Source organism: Streptomyces sp. NPDC056373 (assembly GCF_042262425.1).
GTDB lineage: Bacteria > Actinomycetota > Actinomycetes > Streptomycetales > Streptomycetaceae > Streptomyces.
On record NZ_JBHJPX010000024.1, the window covers coordinates 15,468 to 31,828 of the forward strand.

15 protein-coding genes, 1 tRNA gene and 1 riboswitch are annotated in these 16,361 nt (G+C 72.4%); of the genes, 7 read left to right on the top strand and 9 right to left on the bottom strand.

What is annotated here, in order from left to right; genetic code table 11:
* The first annotated feature begins 386 nt into the window (after positions 1 to 386).
* The 4 genes from ACFCXS_RS36115 to ACFCXS_RS36130 all read left to right on the top strand — a co-directional run bounded on the left by ACFCXS_RS36115 (position 387) and on the right by ACFCXS_RS36130 (position 5,865).
* Positions 387 to 1,811 carry an MFS transporter gene (locus ACFCXS_RS36115; protein WP_376647591.1) on the top strand — a complete coding sequence of 475 codons (1,425 nt, stop codon included), beginning with the start codon at positions 387 to 389 and terminating at the stop codon, positions 1,809 to 1,811.
* A gap of 142 nt (positions 1,812 to 1,953) precedes the next feature.
* A complete protein-coding gene (gene lhgO, locus ACFCXS_RS36120; RefSeq protein ID WP_376647592.1) occupies positions 1,954 to 3,156 on the top strand; it encodes an L-2-hydroxyglutarate oxidase in 1,203 nt (400 codons plus the stop codon).
* 409 nt (positions 3,157 to 3,565) lie between these two features.
* Entirely contained in the window at positions 3,566 to 4,453 is an 888-nt protein-coding gene (trmB, locus tag ACFCXS_RS36125; protein WP_376647593.1) for a tRNA (guanosine(46)-N7)-methyltransferase TrmB, read from the top strand.
* Between the two features lie 59 nt (positions 4,454 to 4,512).
* Positions 4,513 to 5,865, top strand: a complete 1,353-nt coding sequence (locus tag ACFCXS_RS36130) for a PrsW family intramembrane metalloprotease (RefSeq protein WP_376647594.1) — start codon at positions 4,513 to 4,515, stop codon at positions 5,863 to 5,865.
* 65 nt (positions 5,866 to 5,930) lie between these two features.
* Here the strand turns inward: ACFCXS_RS36130 and ACFCXS_RS36135 are convergent, their stop codons facing one another.
* The 4 genes from ACFCXS_RS36135 to ACFCXS_RS36150 form a co-directional block, all read right to left on the bottom strand.
* Positions 5,931 to 6,875 (bottom strand): aldo/keto reductase, encoded by a 945-nt coding sequence (locus ACFCXS_RS36135; RefSeq protein ID WP_376647595.1) that lies wholly within the window; start codon positions 6,873 to 6,875, stop codon positions 5,931 to 5,933.
* Between the two features lie 223 nt (positions 6,876 to 7,098).
* Complete coding sequence (locus ACFCXS_RS36140; protein WP_376647596.1) at positions 7,099 to 8,139, bottom strand: M23 family metallopeptidase; 1,041 nt, start codon at positions 8,137 to 8,139, stop codon at positions 7,099 to 7,101.
* Between the two features lie 11 nt (positions 8,140 to 8,150).
* Positions 8,151 to 8,307, bottom strand: a riboswitch (cyclic di-AMP (ydaO/yuaA leader).
* Positions 8,308 to 8,595: 288 nt separating this feature from the next.
* Positions 8,596 to 8,669, bottom strand: a tRNA-Met gene (locus ACFCXS_RS36145).
* A gap of 71 nt (positions 8,670 to 8,740) precedes the next feature.
* Complete coding sequence (locus tag ACFCXS_RS36150; protein ID WP_376647597.1) at positions 8,741 to 9,871, bottom strand: dihydrofolate reductase family protein; 1,131 nt, start codon at positions 9,869 to 9,871, stop codon at positions 8,741 to 8,743.
* Positions 9,872 to 9,948: 77 nt separating this feature from the next.
* Between ACFCXS_RS36150 and ACFCXS_RS36155 the strand changes: the two genes are divergently transcribed.
* The 3 genes from ACFCXS_RS36155 to ACFCXS_RS36165 all read left to right on the top strand — a co-directional run bounded on the left by ACFCXS_RS36155 (position 9,949) and on the right by ACFCXS_RS36165 (position 11,867).
* The gene (locus tag ACFCXS_RS36155; protein WP_376647598.1) at positions 9,949 to 10,464 is read left to right on the top strand and encodes a MarR family winged helix-turn-helix transcriptional regulator; all 516 of its coding nucleotides are present in this window, start codon (positions 9,949 to 9,951) and stop codon (positions 10,462 to 10,464) included.
* A 143-nt stretch (positions 10,465 to 10,607) separates the two neighbouring features.
* Complete coding sequence (ribA, locus tag ACFCXS_RS36160; RefSeq protein WP_376647599.1) at positions 10,608 to 11,249, top strand: GTP cyclohydrolase II; 642 nt, start codon at positions 10,608 to 10,610, stop codon at positions 11,247 to 11,249.
* A 117-nt stretch (positions 11,250 to 11,366) separates the two neighbouring features.
* On the top strand, positions 11,367 to 11,867 hold the full coding sequence (locus ACFCXS_RS36165) for a MarR family winged helix-turn-helix transcriptional regulator (RefSeq protein ID WP_376647600.1): 501 nt from the start codon (positions 11,367 to 11,369) through the stop codon (positions 11,865 to 11,867).
* Between the two features lie 296 nt (positions 11,868 to 12,163).
* Here ACFCXS_RS36165 and ACFCXS_RS36170 read toward each other — a convergent pair whose 3' ends face one another.
* The 5 genes from ACFCXS_RS36170 to ACFCXS_RS36190 all read right to left on the bottom strand — a co-directional run bounded on the left by ACFCXS_RS36170 (position 12,164) and on the right by ACFCXS_RS36190 (position 16,319).
* Positions 12,164 to 13,237, bottom strand: a complete 1,074-nt coding sequence (locus ACFCXS_RS36170) for a SpoIIE family protein phosphatase (protein ID WP_376647601.1) — start codon at positions 13,235 to 13,237, stop codon at positions 12,164 to 12,166.
* Complete coding sequence (locus ACFCXS_RS36175) at positions 13,237 to 13,680, bottom strand: anti-sigma regulatory factor (RefSeq protein WP_376647602.1); 444 nt, start codon at positions 13,678 to 13,680, stop codon at positions 13,237 to 13,239. Before ACFCXS_RS36175 ends, ACFCXS_RS36170 begins: the two co-directional genes overlap by 1 nt.
* On the bottom strand, positions 13,680 to 14,093 hold the full coding sequence (locus ACFCXS_RS36180; RefSeq protein ID WP_376647603.1) for an STAS domain-containing protein: 414 nt from the start codon (positions 14,091 to 14,093) through the stop codon (positions 13,680 to 13,682). The genes ACFCXS_RS36175 and ACFCXS_RS36180 overlap by 1 nt, the downstream gene beginning before the upstream one ends.
* A complete protein-coding gene (locus ACFCXS_RS36185; protein WP_376647604.1) occupies positions 14,090 to 15,001 on the bottom strand; it encodes an STAS domain-containing protein in 912 nt (303 codons plus the stop codon). Before ACFCXS_RS36185 ends, ACFCXS_RS36180 begins: the two co-directional genes overlap by 4 nt.
* Before the next feature lie 145 nt (positions 15,002 to 15,146).
* Positions 15,147 to 16,319, bottom strand: coding sequence for a PP2C family protein-serine/threonine phosphatase (locus ACFCXS_RS36190; RefSeq protein ID WP_376647605.1), 1,173 nt, complete (start codon positions 16,317 to 16,319; stop codon positions 15,147 to 15,149).
* Positions 16,320 to 16,361 lie beyond the last annotated feature (42 nt).

The window sequence follows — 16,361 nt, forward strand, 5'->3', positions numbered from 1 at the left end:
TCGAACACTCTCCGTACAGGCGCGGCACCCTGCCGCCCGGTCGCGCAGTCCGGGAGACGGAGCACGCCTCCCGGACCGTTCCGCCGCCCGCGGGGATGTAGGCGGCGGTGTCCCCCAGCCCACTGGATCCAGTACAGCGGGCCGACCCACGCGACGACCATGGAACCGCTCCCGCGATGGCCGGAGAAGAGCGCACGGGCGGGCGCACGGCCACACAGTGGGAGCACGTCGCAACAGCCCGTATCTGAACCGCACTTCAGTACGGACCACAATCCCGCCAACCGGAACAATGCCCCTTAACGCTTGGGATGCGGCGAACTACGCTGGGTTTACGAATGCCGCGTGGTTATGCCAGTGCGGCAGCCGTCTGTGTCGAGGGGTGGCGCATGTCCAGGGAGCAACGCGGGCCGAACGAAAAACTCGGCGCCGTTCTCGCCCTCGCGGGAATCTCCAACGCGGGCCTCGCGCGGCGCGTCAACGACCTTGGCGCCCAGCGCGGTCTGACGCTTCGCTATGACAAGACGTCGGTGGCACGCTGGGTGTCGAAGGGCATGGTGCCGCAGGGTGCCGCCCCGCACCTCATCGCCGCCGCCATCGGCCAGAAACTCGGCCGCCCGGTGCCGCTGCACGAGATCGGCCTGGCGGACGCGGACCCCGCACCCGAGGTCGGCCTCGCCTTCCCGCGGGATGTGGGCCAGGCGGTGCGATCCGCGACCGACCTGTACCGCCTCGACCTCGCCGGCCGCCGGGCCGGCTCCGGCGGCATCTGGCAGTCGCTGGCGGGATCGTTCGCGGTGAGCGCATACGCAACGCCCGCCTCACGATGGCTGATAACCCCGGCCGACAGTACGGTCGCGCGCGAGGTGGGCCCCGGCGAGGGCTCCGGCGCACCGCTCAAAGTCGGCCACAGCGATGTGCAGAAGCTGCGGGAGGCCGCCGAGGACGCGCGGCGCTGGGACTCCAAGTACGGCGGCGGCGACTGGCGTTCGTCGATGGTCCCCGAGTGCTTAAGGGTGGAGGCCGCACCCCTGCTGCTCGGCTCGTACTCCGACGAGGTCGGCCGGGCCCTCTTCGGCGCCTCCGCCGAACTCACCCGCCTGGCGGGCTGGATGGCCTTCGACACGGGCCAGCAGGAAGCGGCCCAGCGCTACTACATCCAGGCCCTGCGCCTGGCCCGGGCCGCGGCGGACGTACCCCTCGGGGGCTACGTACTGGCCACCATGTCCCTCCAGGCCACCTACCGCGGCTTCGGCGACGAGGGCGTGGACCTCGCCCAGGCCGCCCTGGAACGCAACCGCGGTCTGGCGACGGCCCGCACCATGAGCTTCTTCCGCCTCGTCGAGGCCCGCGCGCATGCCCGCGCCAACGACGCCCAGGCGGCCGGCGGCGCCCTGAAGGCGGCCGAGAGCTGGCTGGAGCGAGCCCGTCCCGGCGACAACGACCCGAGCTGGCTCGGCTTCTACTCCTACGACCGTTTCGCCGCCGACGCCGCCGAGTGCTACCGCGACCTCAAGGCGCCCCGCCAGGTCCGCCGCTTCACCGAGCAGGCCCTGTCGCAGCCCACGGAGGAGTTCGTCCGCTCGCACGGCCTGCGCCTGGTCGTCTCCGCGGTCGCCGAACTGGAGTCGGGGAACCTCGACGCGGCGTGCGAGCAGGGAGTGCGGGCGGTGGAGGTCGCCGGGCGGATCTCCTCGGCCCGTACCACCGAGTACGTGAAGGACCTCCTGCACCGGCTCGAGCCGTACGGCGACGAGCCGCGGGTGGTGGAGCTCCGTGAGCGCGCACGACCGCTGCTGGTGGCTCCCGCCTGAGCGGGTGCCGGGGTGCCGTGATCTTGTGGCCGCGCGTCGGTCGTGGCTTGTCGCGCAGTTCCCCGCGCCCCTGGAAGACGACGGCTCTCCCGGCGTTTGAAGGCACTGTCAGTGGCGCAGTGCAGTATCGAGGCGGGAGGTGATGTGCGTGCGGACGGCGTACGACTGCGACGTGCTGGTGATCGGCGGCGGCATCGTCGGTCTGTCGACGGCGTATGCGATCACCCGCGCAGCACCGGGCACCCGTGTCACCGTCCTGGAGAAGGAGCCGGGCCCGGCCCGCCACCAGACCGGCCGCAACAGCGGCGTCATCCACAGCGGCGTCTACTACCGCCCCGGCTCCCTCAAGGCCCGCTACGCGGTGCGGGGCGCGGCGGAGATGGTCAAGTTCTGCGCCGAGTACGGCATCCCGCACGCGGTCACCGGCAAGCTGATCGTCGCCACCGACCGTTCGGAGCTGCCCCGCCTGCACGCGCTCGTGCAGCGCGGCCGGAACAACGGGATCCCGGTGCGGGAGCTGGGCGCGTCCCAGATCGAGGAGTACGAGCCCGAGGTGCGCGGACTCGCCGCGATACACGTCGGCACGACCGGCATCTGCGACTTCGTCGCGGTCGCCCGCCAGCTGGCCCACGGCTCCGGCGCGGAGATCCGCTACGGCACCCGGGTCGTGCGCGTCGACCGGCGCCCCGAGCGGGGAGTCGCCGTGCTGACGGCCGCGGGGGACGTCGTACGCGGGCGGGTCCTGGTGAACTGCGCGGGCCTGCAGTGCGACGAGATCGCCCGGCTCACCGGGGACGACCCGGAGGTGCGGATCGTGCCGTTCCGGGGCGAGTACTACGAGCTGGCCCGGCCCGAGCTGGTGCGCGGCCTGGTCTACCCCGTGCCCGATCCGGCGTTCCCGTTCCTCGGGGTGCATCTCACGCGTGGCATCGACGGGGGTGTCCATGTCGGGCCGAACGCGGTTCCGGCCCTGGCCCGCGAGGGATACGGCTGGAGCACGGTGAGCCTGCGCGAGCTGGGCTCGACCCTGGCCTGGCCCGGCTCCTGGCAGATCGCCCGCCGGCACTGGCGGTACGGCGCGGGGGAGCTGCGGCGATCCCTGTCCAAGAGGGCGTTCACCCGGGCGGTGGGAAGGCTCCTGCCCGGGGTGTCCGAGGACGACCTGGTCCCGACGGCCGCGGGTGTGCGCGCACAGGCGGTCCTCCGCGACGGAACCCTGGTCGACGACTTCCTGATCCGCGAGGGTGCCAGGACCGTCCACGTCCTGAACGCACCGTCGCCTGCCGCTACGGCATCTTTGCCGATCGGCAGGGAGGTGGCACGCAGGGCACTGAGCGCACTGTGAGCTTCGCGGACGCTGGGCGTCGCTGCTGAGGCAGGGTGGGTCCGCAACCGGCGTCGCCCGGTACGTGGCGTGGGTGCTGGGGCCGGGTGGGCCCGCAGCCCGGCGTAGCGGGGTGCCTCCCCCAAGCTCTCGGCTTCGCTCGAGCAGGGGGCACCCCCACGCCCACCCGTGCCGCCCCCAGCGGCACGCATGCCCGCAGCCAGGGGCGGCGGCCCCCACGCACCCGCACCCGCCGTCGGACGCAAGGGGACGTGTCGGGGGGTGTCCGCCCGCAGCGGTTGTCGCGTCAACGAACAGTCAGTCGGCACGCAACCCCATCGCGACGTTCCGAGGACGGACACCCCCCGGCGCGGCCCCGACCCCCACCGGCGACCACGCGCCACACCCCAGCCGTAAAATCAGAGGCACTGTGTCTGACTCCGCGAACACCCCCGAAGTCCCGAACCCGCACACGGCCCCGCAGCCCCACGCGGCCCCGCAGCCGCACACGGACCCGCACCCGCACACCCCCGGCGTCTCCGTCCGCCGCACCCGGGCCAAGGGCGAGCCGCGCTTCCCCGACGGGCCGAAGGCCGACCCCGCCGGTTCGCACTTCGAGCGGCGCATCCGCAGTTTCCAGCCCCGCCGCAGCCGTGTCACCGCCGGTCAGGCGGACGCGCTGCAGCGCCTGTGGCCCAAGTGGGGCCTCGACATCGACGGCAGCCGGACCCTCGACCTCCCCGAGCTGTTCGGCAACGACAACCCCGTCGTCCTGGAGATCGGCTTCGGCATGGGCGAGGCGACCGCCCAGATGGCCGCCGCCGACCCCGCCACGAACATCCTCGCGGTCGACGTCCACACCCCCGGCCAGGGCAACCTGCTCAGCCTCGCCGACCGTAACGGCCTGTCCAACATCCGCGTCGGCAACGGCGACGCGATCATCCTCCTGCGCGAGATGCTCGCCCCCGGCTCCCTCGGCGGCCTCCGCGTCTACTTCCCCGACCCCTGGCCCAAGAAGCGGCACCACAAGCGCAGGATCATCCAGCCCGACTTCCTCACCCTCGCCGCCACCCGGCTCCGGCCCGGCGCCCTCGTCCACTGCGCCACCGACTGGGAGCCGTACGCCGAGCAGATGCTCGACGTCCTCACCACGCACCCCGGCTTCGAGAACACACAGGCGGACGGCGGTTTCGCGCCGCGTCCCGACTTCCGTCCGCTGACCCGTTTCGAGGGCCAGGGACTGGACAAGGGACATGTCGTGAACGACCTCCTGTTCCGCCGCGTACAGCACGTGGACCAGCCCCCCGCCGGCGCCTGACCACCCCTGGCACCTTTCCCGCCTGCGGACAGCGCCCATCCGTCGTTAGGGTCAATTCCGTGGCCACCAGCCCTCCGCATCCGTCGTACCCCGTCGGTCCCACCGACGGCGCGCCCTTCGCCGGCTCAGGCACAGCCGGCTCCTCGCGGCACGCCCACTGGTGGCACCGCGCCTGGGTGCGCTACGGCGCGCTGAGCACGCTCCTCGCGATATCCGGCCTGGTCATCCTCGCCCTGGTCCGCGAGGAGACCGGCACGGAGGGGTTCCTGGTCGGGCTGGGGCTTGCCGTCCTGCCGGTCCCCCTGCTGATCGCCGCGTTCCGCTGGCTGGACCGCGTCGAACCCGGCCCCTGGCGGAACCTGGTGTTCTGCTTCGCCTGGGGCGCCTGCGCGGCGGCGCTGATAGCGATCGTCGCCAACAGCTTCGCGACGAGATGGATCGCGACGGCGACGGCGGACCCGTCCAGCGCGGACACCCTCGGCGCGACCGTGATAGCGCCGGTGGTCGAGGAGTCGGCCAAGGCGGCGGCCGTCCTGCTGGTCTTCCTCTTCCGCCGCAGGGACTTCACCGGCATCGTCGACGGGGTCGTCATAGCCGGAGTGACGGCCACCGGCTTCGCGTTCACCGAGAACATCCTCTACCTGGGCACGGCCTTCGGCACCGACCAGCTCACCGGCGGCACCGGCATCGCCTCCGTCACTGCGGCGACCTTCTTCGTACGCATCATCATGTCGCCGTTCGCGCACCCGCTGTTCACGGTCCTCACCGGCATCGGCTTCGGCATCGCAGCACTCGCGGCCCATCGCCGGCCGCTGCGCCGCGTCGCCTTCCCGCTCGGCGGGCTGCTGCTCGCGATGGGCATGCACGCGATGTGGAACGGCTCCTCGGCGTTCGGCGAGTACGGGTTCTTCGCCGTGTACGCGGCGTTCATGGTGCCGATCTTCGGGCTGCTGACGTGGCTGGTGATCTGGACGCGGCAGCGGGAGCTGAAGACCGTGCGGGCGGAGCTGCCCGCCTACGCCGTGGCCGGCTGGCTGCCCCCCGCCGAGCCGTACGCGCTCGGCTCGATGCGGGCCCGGCGGATCGCCCGGCAGTACGCCCGTCGCCACGCGGGCAGGCCGGCGGCCCGGGAGGTGGCCCGGTACGAGGCGTACGCGACGTCCCTGGCGTTCCTGCGGCACCGGGCCCGGCGGGGCGGCGCCCGGGCGGACTTCGCCGTACGGGAGCGGGAGCTGCTCGGCGAGCTGTGGCGGCGCCGGGAGGTGGCCCGCCCGGCGCTGGACCACGCGGCACGGATCACCGCCCCACCGGTCCCGGTGGTGGCCCCACCCTGGCCGGTCCACGGGGTGTACGGCTACGGCTACGGCCATCAGCCGACGCCGTACCCCGCGTACAACCCGTACCGCACCTAGGCCCGGCCCCGAACCCCGCGAAGTCCCGGCCCGCTCACACCGAACCCCGCTGAGCCGACCGAAGCTCAGGCCGAAGCGCGCGTGAGCCGCTCGACCTCGGACTCCGAGAGCGTCAGCTCCCCGACGCCGACCAGTGCGGGCAGTTGCTCCACCGTCCGTGCGGAAGCGATCGGCGCCGCGACGGTCGGCTGGGCGGCGAGCCAGGCGAGAGCCACCGTGGCCACGGGCACGTCGTGCGCCCCGGCGATCTCGTCGAGGGCGCCGAGCACCCGTTGCCCCCGCTCGGTCTCCAGATGCTTGGCGGCACCGCCGGCCCGCGCGCTCTCGACGGTCGTGCCGGTCCGGTACTTGCCCGTGAGGAAGCCGGACGCGAGCGCGTAGTAGGGAACGGCCGCGAGGCCGGCCCGCTCGGCGAGGTCCTGGAGCTCGCCCTCGTAGGTGTCGCGGGACACCAGGTTGTAGTGCGGCTGGAGAGCCACGTACCGGGCGAGCCCCTCGCGGTCGGAGAACTCCAGGGATTCCCGCAGCCGCTCGGCGGAGATGTTGGAGGCGGCGATGTGCCGCACCTTCCCGGCCTTCACGAGGCCGTCCAGCGCGCCGATGATCTCCTCGACGGGCACGTCGGGCCGGTCGAAGTGGGTGTAGTAGAGGTCGATGTAGTCGGTGCGCAGACGCCGCAGGGAGGCGTCTGCGGCGGCCGTGATGTTGGCGGCGGACAGACCTTGGAAGTCGGGGTGCTGGCTGACCTTCGTGGCCACGACGACGTCGGAGCGGTTGCCGCGGGCCTGGAGCCACTGGCCGAGGATGGTCTCGGACTCCCCGCCCCGGTTGCCGTCGGCCCATGCCGAGTAGACGTCGGCGGTGTCGACGAAGTTGCCGCCGGCGGCGGTGTAGGCGTCGAGTACGGCGAACGACTGGTCCTCATCGGCCGTCCAGCCGAAGACGTTGCCGCCGAGGGCGAGCGGGAAGACCTCGAGGTCGGAAGAGCCGAGCTTGCGCAGAGAAGTCATGCTTCACCACAACACCCGTTGAGGAACGCCTCATTCCGCGACCAACGCAAAAGCCCTGTAAACACTCCGGCCCGGTATGCGCCGCCCAGCCCCACACGTCAACGCCGACGGCCCTGCGCCAAACGCCGACGGCCCTGCGCCGGAACGCCGACGGCCCTGACGTCGGGGGTCGCCGTCAGGGCCGTCGGTCTTCAGTGCCGGTGCTTCAACGCGTGCGTACCGCTTACGGGTTCAGTCCCTTGCCGCGCAGCCACGCCATCGGGTCGATGCCGCTCGCGGACCCGCCGTAGTGGACTTCGAGGTGCAGGTGCGCCCCGGTGACGTTGCCGGTGGCGCCCACCCGGCCGATCACGTCGCCGGTGCTGACCTTCTGGCCGACGCTGACGCCGATGGAGGACTGGTGCGCGTACCAGATCTCGGTGCCGTCATCGAGGGTGAGGACGGTCTTGTAGCCGTACGAGCCGTTCCAGCCGGCCTCGGTGATGGTGCCGCTGTGCACGGCCTTGATCGGCGTGCCCGTGGGGGCGGCGAAGTCGAGGCCGGTGTGGTGGCCGGAGGACCAGTAGGCGCCGGCCTCACCGAAGGTGGAGGTGAGGGTGTAGGCGGAGGTCGGCAGCGTGAACTGCTTGGCGAGGGCGGCGAGCCGCTCGGCCTCGGCCTTCTTCTCGGCCTCCTCCTCCGCCTTCTTCTTGGCTTCGGCAGCCTTGGCCTTGGCTTCCTTCTCCGCCTTGGCGACGGCGTCCGCCGCTGCCTTCTCGGCGGCGGCCGCGGCGTCCTCGGCGGCCTTGGTCTCGATCTGTTCCTGCTGGTGCTCGACCTGCGCCATGATCCGGGCACGCAGCGCGTCACCGGCGCCGGCGTGGGCGCCGGACGTGCCCTTCGCGGTGTCCGCGGTGGCGGTGCCGAGGCTGCTGAGCGGGGTGGCGGAACCTTCGGGGGTGTCGTCGTCCGAGATGAGGGAACCCACCGAGGGCAGGTCCGGCACGGAGATGGACACCGGGGGCTTGCCGGTCTGGGCGCTGGCCATGCCGCCGGCACCCACGGCGGCTATGACGCCGACGCCCAGGACGGTGGAGCTGCGGGCGAGGCCTCCGCCGCGCTGCTTGGTGACGCGATGCCGGCCACGGACGGGACGGATGGACTCCTCGGTGGGGTTCCACTCCTGGAACGGGCCCTCGTCGGTGCGCTGACCGCCGTAGCCGAAGGTGTCGGTGTCGCGCGTCGGCGCGTACGGGGCCGCGGGGGCAGGCCGGTTGGACGCCACGTGGGCGTACTCCTTTCCTTCCTTCTCGCCTACCGGGTTAGCTGACGGGTTCGGAGCAGGAAGGTCTCCTACGCGCGTATACCTGCCGTGCTTCCACGGTGGTATCCGCCCGATTCACCCCAAGTGGTGGTTCCCCGGTTCCCTTTCGGGATTCGGCGCGTGCGCGCGGCGCCGTCTTCTGTGACGGCTGGGACGACCGCGCTGCGTTATCGAACGTTAATGGAGGCGCGAGGGGTATTCCAGCGATTCCGCTTGATCATTAACCTTTTTCGCGTGGACTTACCTGCCATGACCGGCTTAAATCGGGCGAGTTGACCGCCCCGCAAGTGACTGACGGGTTTTGACGGTGTGTCAGTTGTTATGCGGAACGCGGTGGTTCGCTCACCGAACGTAATGGGGTGCCGAGAAAAGCACCGAGGGCCGGAATCCTTTCGGATTCCGGCCCTCGGCCTTCAGTAGCGGGGACAGGATTTGAACCTGCGACCTCTGGGTTATGAGCCCAGCGAGCTACCGAGCTGCTCCACCCCGCGTCGTTGTGTCACCAGTGTACGCCATCCGCGGGACCGCTCGCACACACCCACCGTTCCGGCCTGTGCGCAGCTCAGCTCAGCAGGTGGCGGTTCGGGGCCTTGGCCCGCTCCTCGTGCTCCGGGAGGACGAGGACCTCCACCCCCTGGGCCGCCAAGAGGCCGCTGCCGTCGGCGTCCGTCACGAAGGTGTCCGGCTCGCGCCAGGCCGTGACGACCCGTCGGACGCCCGCGTCGAGGGTCAGCCGGGCGCAGGGTGCGGGGCGGGATGCGCGGCGGGCGCACGGCTCCAGGCTGCTGTACACCGTCGCGCCGGGCAGGCGCGGGTCGGCCGGGTCGAGCTTCGCCAGGGCGGCCTCCTCGGCGTGCACCACCGGGTCGCCGCCCTCGCGGGAGTGGCCGCGCGCCAGTTCCGTGCCGTCGGCGGCGACCACGACAGCGCCCACACTGAACGCGGTGTCGGAGGGCGGACAGTGCTCGGCCAGCTCACAGGCGCGGGTCAGCCAGTGGTGGTCGGCGGCGGCGGGCAGGGCGCCGGTGCCCGGGGCGGTCGGCTCGTAGCGCATCAGGACGACGTCCTCGATCCGCCGCGATTCCAGCAGCCGGAGCCGGCCTCCCTGGTAGCCGCCGGGGCCGAAGAGCCGGGGCGCCCGGGGGTCGCCCACGAAGAGCGGGGCGAGGACCAGCTGGAGTTCGTCGGCCAGGCCCTGGGTGAGGAGCTGGGTGTGGATCAGGCCGCCACCCTCGACCATGAGCCGCCCCACGCCCCGGACGTCGTGCAGATGCGTGAGCAGCCGCCGCCAGTCGAGGTCGGCGCCGAGCGGGACGACATCGGTGGCCAGACGGAGCGCGCGGGCACGGTCGGCGCCCTGGTCGGTGGTGTAGAGGACCTTCTCGCCACCCGTGTGCCAGAAGCGGGCGTCCGGGTCGAGGTCGCCGGAGCCGCTCACCGTGACCTTGAGCGGGTACTCGGGTTTGCCGGCGGCCGTGCGGGCGGACCGGCGCTGCTCCGAGTTCACCAGCAGGCGCGGGTTGTCGGCGCGGATGGTGCCGGCGCCGATCAGGATGGCGTCGGCGTCGGCCCGGACCTCGTCGACCCGGTCGAAGTCGGCCGGGCTCGACAGGAGCAGCCGGTCGGGTCCGGTGTCGTCCAGGTAGCCGTCGAGGGAGACGGCGGCGGACAGCAGGACGTACGGGTGAGGCATCGATGCTCCGCGGCTGGTCGGGACGGCGGGACGGGACAGGGCTTGGTTCAAGTTTGAAACAAACCTACACTGGCAGCATGACGACTCGCTGGCTCACCCCCGAGGAGCAGCGCGCCTGGCGCGCCTACATCGCCGCCTCGCTGCTCCTGGAGGACGCGATCGACCGGCAGCTCCAGCAGGACGCCGGCATGCCGCACCTGTACTACTCCATCCTGTCCGTCCTGTCGGAGGCCCCGGAGCGGCGGCTGCGCATGACCGATCTCGCGGAGCGGCTGAAGATCACGCGCAGCCGGCTGACGTACGCGGTCACGCGGCTGGAGAAGGACGGCATGCTGCGGCGCGAGGCCTGCCGGTACGACAAGCGGGGCAGCGTCGCGGCGCTGACCGACGAGGGGTTCGCCGTGCTGGAGCGCGCGGCACCGGGGCACGTCGAGACCGTGCGGAGCTCCCTTTTCGACCGCCTCAGCAAGGAGCAGGTGGGCCAGCTGGAGGAGATCTCCGCGGCGATCGCGCAGGGACTGCAGGAGGACGGGGCGCGGGCGGCGGCGGACGAAGTGCCGTGGCGGCGGAGGTCGTCGACGGCCTGTTCGTGACGCGCGCCACACCGACCCGGTTTCTCGCCGCACCTCGTTGCTTCAAATTTAAAGCACGAGTAGGGTTCCGGTCGTGGATCTGCTTCAAATCTGAAGCAGTACGGCTGTGCAGCCGAACAGGAAACGGAACCCGGAGGCCCCGCATGTCCGACACCCCCGCCGTCCTCGCCACCCCGCGCTCCCGCGTCCGGGTCCCGCTGCGTTTCCACGACGGCTACGAAGCGGACGCCGAGCTCGTCACCTTCCACGGACTGGCCGACGGCCAGGAGCACGTAGCCGTGATCCTCGGCGAGCCCGGCCCGGTCCCGCTGGTGCGGCTGCACTCCGAGTGCCTCACCGGGGACGTGTTCGGCTCCGCCCGCTGCGACTGCGGCCCGCAGCTGCGCGAGGCGGTCGAGAGCATCGCCGAGCGCGGCGGTGTGCTGCTCTACCTCCGCCAGGAGGGCCGCGGCATCGGCCTCTACAACAAGCTCGACGCGTACGCCCTGCAGGACGAGGGGCTCGACACGTACGAGGCGAACGCGGCGCTCGGACTGCCGGAGGACGCCCGCGACTACACGGCTGCGGCCCAGATGCTCCGGGCCCTGGGCATCGGCGAACTGGACCTGCTCTCCAACAACCCGGACAAGGCGGGCCAGTTGCGGTCCCTGGGCGTCGACGTCCGCGAGCGGATCCCCACGGGTGTCTTCACCACCGCCCACAACGTCCGCTACCTGCGCGCGAAGGTCCTCCAGACCCAGCACACGCTGCCGCTCGCCGCGCTGACGGAGCTCCACGCCGGCTGAGCGGCCGCCGGTCCGGCCGGGCACTGAACGGGGCTGCTTGCCCCTCGCTTCCTCGGGTACAGCCTTTGCAAGAGGGTGACCTCATCAGTACCCGGAGCTTTTTGGAAGTGACCGTTCGTGACCGATCTCGGCGGCCCCGGCAACCACCGGGCGAAGGGACCGGGCGAGGGCCCGGAGGCCGTCGCCGCACAGATCGCCGATGCCGTGGAGAGTCTGGCGGAGTTGTGGTCGATCGCCGCCCAGGAGGCGTCCCTGCGCCTGTCACCGCACCAGTTGCGGGCCCTGCACACCGTGCAGGCGGCGCCCGGACTGAACCTGACGGCCCTCGCGGACGGCCTGGACATCGGCCTCCCCACGGCCAGCCGCCTCTGCGACCGCCTGGCGGCGGCGGGCCTCCTGGAACGGACCCCGCACCCCGACACCCGCCGTGTGGTGCAACTGTGGCTCACCTCACACGGACAGCGCGTCCTGTGCGATGTCGCCGGCCGCCGCGCCCAGGCCCTGGCCGCAGCGCTCGCGGCGATGGAACCGGCCGAACGGTCGGCGCTGAGCAAGGGGTTGCGGGGGTTTCTGACGGCTCGGGACGCGCTGGTACCAGGCGCCGACGGGACCGAGTGAGCACGGGAGACGTCGGTACGACGACTTCCACCGGCCGCCGGTGAGCCCGGACAGCGCAGCCCCACCGCAGCGGCACGCAACGGGGTCAGACCCCGCCCCAGGACGGCACACACCACGAGCGCTTCACCGCAACGCCAGCACCACCCCCCGAACCATGGCGGCGCACTCAGCCATCAGCTCGCCCGCGGCAACGCCCTCAGGCCCCGAGCCATGGCGGCACCCACCAGCGCCCGGTTCGCCTCGACGCCCGTCAGACCCCGAAGCCACGGCGGCATCACCGTCAGCAGCAACCGCCCTCAGGCCCCCGAGCCATGGCGGCTCACGCCGCCCGCGGTGAGGACCGCCACGCAGGTGTCGTCCCTGACCGGGCGGGCCGCGCTCCCCGCGTCCCGGAGGACCACCGCGGCCGCCACCGCCGGGTCACAGCCGGGCAGCACCCCGTCGTCGGGCGGCGTCCAGCGGCTGGGCAGGCCGTCGCTGTGCAGCACCAGCAGACTGTCCGCGTGCCAGGGCACCCGCTGCACGGGCACGGACGCCGGCGCCTGCGCGCCCACGATGCCGGGCTGGGACAGCAGCGCCTTCCACGCGCCGTCGGTCCGCAGCCGGGCCCCGACGTTGCCGATCCCGGCGAAACTCAACTGCCCTTCCCGTACATCCAGTTGCGCCACGGCGACGGCCGCGCCCCGGGTGGGGCGCAGGGCCCGGCCCAGACCGCGCAGGATCTCGGCCGGCGGCAGCTCCGCCAGGCCGCGCAGTTCCTTCACCGCCGCGGTGGAGGCCTCGGCGGCCTTCTCCCCGTGACCGAGCCCGTCGGCGAGCAGCAGGGTCAGACGGTCACCCGCGCGTACCCGGCCCCAGGCGTCCCCCGACTGCTCGGCCCGGCCCAGGGGGACGTTGACACCCCCGGCACGCGGACCCGGCGGGGGCGGCCCCTGGTTGCGGACGGCCGGCTCGTGGCCGATCCGGGCCATCACGACGGTGCCCCGGCCCGGCGCGCTGTGCAGATCGAAGTCGTTCGCTATGCGCCGGCACGTCCCGAGCCCGGCTCCGAGCGAGGCGGCGACGGTCGTGCTGTAGCCGTCGCGCATCGCCGCCGCGACGTCCGGGATGCCGGGTCCGTGGTCGAGCGAGACGAGCTGCACGGCCGTCCGGGGGCCGTCGTCGTAGGCCCGCTCGACGATGTTGATCAGCACCCGCCCGCCCTCGGCGTGCCGCAGCAGGTTGGTCGCCAGCTCCGTCGCCACGAGCGCGGCGGTCGCGGTGCGGTTCGGGGGCAGGCCGGCGCAGGCACTGGCCTCCTCGGCCGCCACCCGCACGTCCCGCACCCGCGTCGAGTCGTCCTCCACCGGCATGTCCCAGACCCTGCTCATCACGGCACCGTCCGGGCGGGCGGCACGACGGTGGCCCAGGCGGTGACGGTGACGGTGGTGCCCTCACCGGGCCGGCTGTCCACCTCGAACTCATGCACCAGCCGCTTGGCCCCGCTCAGGCCCAGCCCGAGCCCGCCGCCGCTGGTGTAGCCGTCGGTGAGCGCCTGGTCCAGGTCGCGGATGCCGGGACCGGTGTCGACGAAGGCCAGCCGCAGCCCCTGCGACGAGCCGACGTCCAGCGGGGTGAGCTCCACATGGCCGCCCCCGCCGTGGACGAGGGTGTTGCGGGCCAGTTCGCTCGCCGCGGTGACGAGCTTGGTCTGCTGCACGAGCCCGAAGCCGAGCTCGGCGGCGGCCTGCCGGACCTGCTGCCGAACCCACGCCAGATCGGCGTCCGAGCCGATCGGCAGGCTGGCCGGACCGGCATGGCGGGAAGCCTGCATCACGGACTCCCCTCGCCCCGGCGGATGCTCACGCCGAGGTACTCCATGGCACGTTCGACGTCCAGGGCCGTCCGCAGGCCGGGCAGGGTGAGCCCCAGCTCGACCAGGGTGATCGCCACCGCCGGGCGCATCCCGGCCAGGACGGTACGGGCCGCGAGCAGCTTGGCTCCGGCGGCGATCTCGGCGAGGACCCGGCCGAGGAACGAGTCGACGATCTCCACGCCGGAGATGTCGATCACCACTCCGGTCACCCGGCTGTGCGAGATCCGGGCCGTGATGTCCTGCTGGAGCTGCTCGGCCATCCCGTCGTGCAACTCCCCCTGGAGGGTGACCAGCAGGACATCGCCCAGCTGGAGGACCGGCACGGTGAAACCGTGCCCGCCCACGGGCCCGTGTCCCGCGAGGCCGGTCACCGCGTGCCCGCGTCCGCCGCCGCGCCGGCCGCCCTCAGCGGTGCGATCTCGACCCCCTGCTCGCTGAGCGCGTAAGCGAGCGCGTCCGCCAGGCTGGAGCGGGTGAGCACCGTGCCGAGGTCGATGCCCAGGTGGACGATGGTCTGCGCGATCGCGGGCCGGATGCCGGAGACGATGCACTCGGCGCCCATCAGCCGCGCCGCCGCCACGGTCTTCATCAGGTGCTGGGCGACCAGCGAGTCGACCGTGGGCACGCCGGTGATGTCGAGGATGGCGTACCGGGCGCGCTCGGCGACGATCGCGTCCAGCAGGCTCTCCATGACCACCTGGCTGCGCGCGCTGTCCAGGGTGCCGATCAGCGGAACGGCGACCGTGCTCTCCCAGAGCTTGATCACCGGAGTGGCCACCTCGTGCAGCTGCTCGCGCTGCCGGGCGATCAGCTCCTCGCCCGCGCTGAGGGTCGTCTCCATCACGACCAGGCGCAGCGTGCCCATGAGCACCGTCAGCGCCACCACGGCCTCCTGCGCCTCGGGGGCGTAGGGCTCGGGGAACTCGGCGCGCAGCAGCTCGATCACCGGCTCGCGCAGCGCGGCCACCTCGGTGGCGACACCGTCCGGGTCGATGCCCGTGCGGGCACGGGAGGCCGCCATCCGCCCCAACTGGTCGCGCACGGACTCGAATCCGGACGCCCGGATGTCGTCGAGCCGCCCGGAGGCCGCCACCGCCGCGAGCGCCGCCGTCACGGCCCGGCCCGCCTCCACCGCCTCGTCCCGGGACACGGTGAAGACCGTGCGGAACAGCGCGGCGTCCGCCCACCGCTGGGCGATCTGCTCCCGGCGCCGTTCCAGGAAGGCACTCACCTGGTAGACGGCCGGCTCCTGTTCCGCGTTCTCTTCCGACACCGACACTTGCATCGCTCCCTTGCACGGGCCGGACCGAGGTCGCGCGACGGCGCCTCAGCCGTTACTTGCCGTATGACAAACATTAGTGCCGGCGTGCGGCACCACCAAACAATTGCTCACTGCCGCCCCTGACCTGCGCCTGCCCCGTCCCTTACCGCCCACGCCAGTCCAGGCACACCGCGAGGGCGTCGTCGTCCGGGGTGGACCGGCCGCGGTGGCCCGACAGTTCACGCAGGACGGCCCGGGGCACCTCGGCGGCCGGCAGCAGCCGGGTCGACTGGATCGCCCGGGCCAGAGCGGCGTCCCCGTAGGTCTCACCGCCCGGGGAGGCGACGTCGTAGACCCCGTCGCTGACGAAGACCAGCCGGTCGCCCGGCTCGACCCGGAACTCCTGGATCACGTAGTCGGTCTCCTCGAACATGCCGAGCGGCAACTGGGCCTCGAAGGGCACCCGCTCCACCACACCCCCGCGCAGCCGCAGCATCTGCGGCGACCCGGCGTCCACCGCCCGGACCCGGCCGGTGGCCAGGTCGAAGTCGAGCATCAGCACCGACAGGTAGCAGCGGCCCCGGTAGTGCGCGTACACCGCCTGGTCGGCGAGGGCCGCCTGGTCGTCGATGGACAGCCCGGCCCGGCGCGCGTTGCGCAGCGCGTTGATCGCCAGGTTCGTCAGCAGGGAGGCTTCGATGCCCTCGCCCATGCCGTTGGTGACGTACAGGCTGAGCCGGTCCGCGGAGGCGGACCAGTCGAAGTTGTCGCCGAAGATCGCGTACGCCGGCTCCAGCTGCGCGCCCAGCTCGTACTCGGGGCGGGCGCAGGAGCGGCCCGGCAGGAGCTGCCACTGCATCTCGGCGGCCAGGGTGAGCCGGTCCCGGCGGCGCGCCTGGAGGTACAGGTCGGTGTCCCGCTCGGCCACGACGACCTCGTGCCCGAGCACTTGGGCGATCTCGGCCAGCTCGTCCAGGCACTCCTCGGCCTGCTCCGTCCCCGGCAGGGTCACCGTCAGCACGCCGAGACGGTCGCCGCGCACGGTGACCGGCAGATGCGCCCGCACGAGGTCGCCCGCAAGGGTCTCCACGTACGGCTCCTGCGCACCGAAGGCGCGGCCCGCCGGGCTGTTGTGCACGGACACGGGCTGGAGGGTGTGCGGCAGCACGGACACCGGCTGAAGCACCGTCAGTCCGTAGTCGGCCAGGAAAAGCTCGACGGAGTCCGCCGCGTACTGATCGGTCAGTACACGACGGACCGCGTCCAGCAGCTGATGGGGGGCCGCCGTACGCAGGGCGCGCTCGGCGGCCACGAATCTGCTCGTGATCGTGTTCACGGGGGTTTGTTCACCATCCTCGGTGGGACGCCGGAGCGTCCT

What these genes read in the sequence shown, in the direction of transcription:
- ACFCXS_RS36170 (WP_376647601.1), bottom strand. Translation starts at nt 13,237, where the DNA reads ATGAGCAGGGTCTGGGACATGCCGGTGGAGGACGACTCGACGCGGGTG.
- ACFCXS_RS36175 (WP_376647602.1), bottom strand. Translation starts at nt 13,680, where the DNA reads ATGCAGGCTTCCCGCCATGCCGGTCCGGCCAGCCTGCCGATCGGCTCG.
- ribA (WP_376647599.1), top strand. Translation starts at nt 10,608, where the DNA reads ATGTCCGACACCCCCGCCGTCCTCGCCACCCCGCGCTCCCGCGTCCGG.
- ACFCXS_RS36155 (WP_376647598.1), top strand. Translation starts at nt 9,949, where the DNA reads ATGACGACTCGCTGGCTCACCCCCGAGGAGCAGCGCGCCTGGCGCGCC.
- ACFCXS_RS36150 (WP_376647597.1), bottom strand. Translation starts at nt 9,871, where the DNA reads ATGCCTCACCCGTACGTCCTGCTGTCCGCCGCCGTCTCCCTCGACGGC.
- lhgO (WP_376647592.1), top strand. Translation starts at nt 1,954, where the DNA reads ATGTGCGTGCGGACGGCGTACGACTGCGACGTGCTGGTGATCGGCGGC.
- ACFCXS_RS36135 (WP_376647595.1), bottom strand. Translation starts at nt 6,875, where the DNA reads ATGACTTCTCTGCGCAAGCTCGGCTCTTCCGACCTCGAGGTCTTCCCG.
- ACFCXS_RS36115 (WP_376647591.1), top strand. Translation starts at nt 387, where the DNA reads ATGTCCAGGGAGCAACGCGGGCCGAACGAAAAACTCGGCGCCGTTCTC.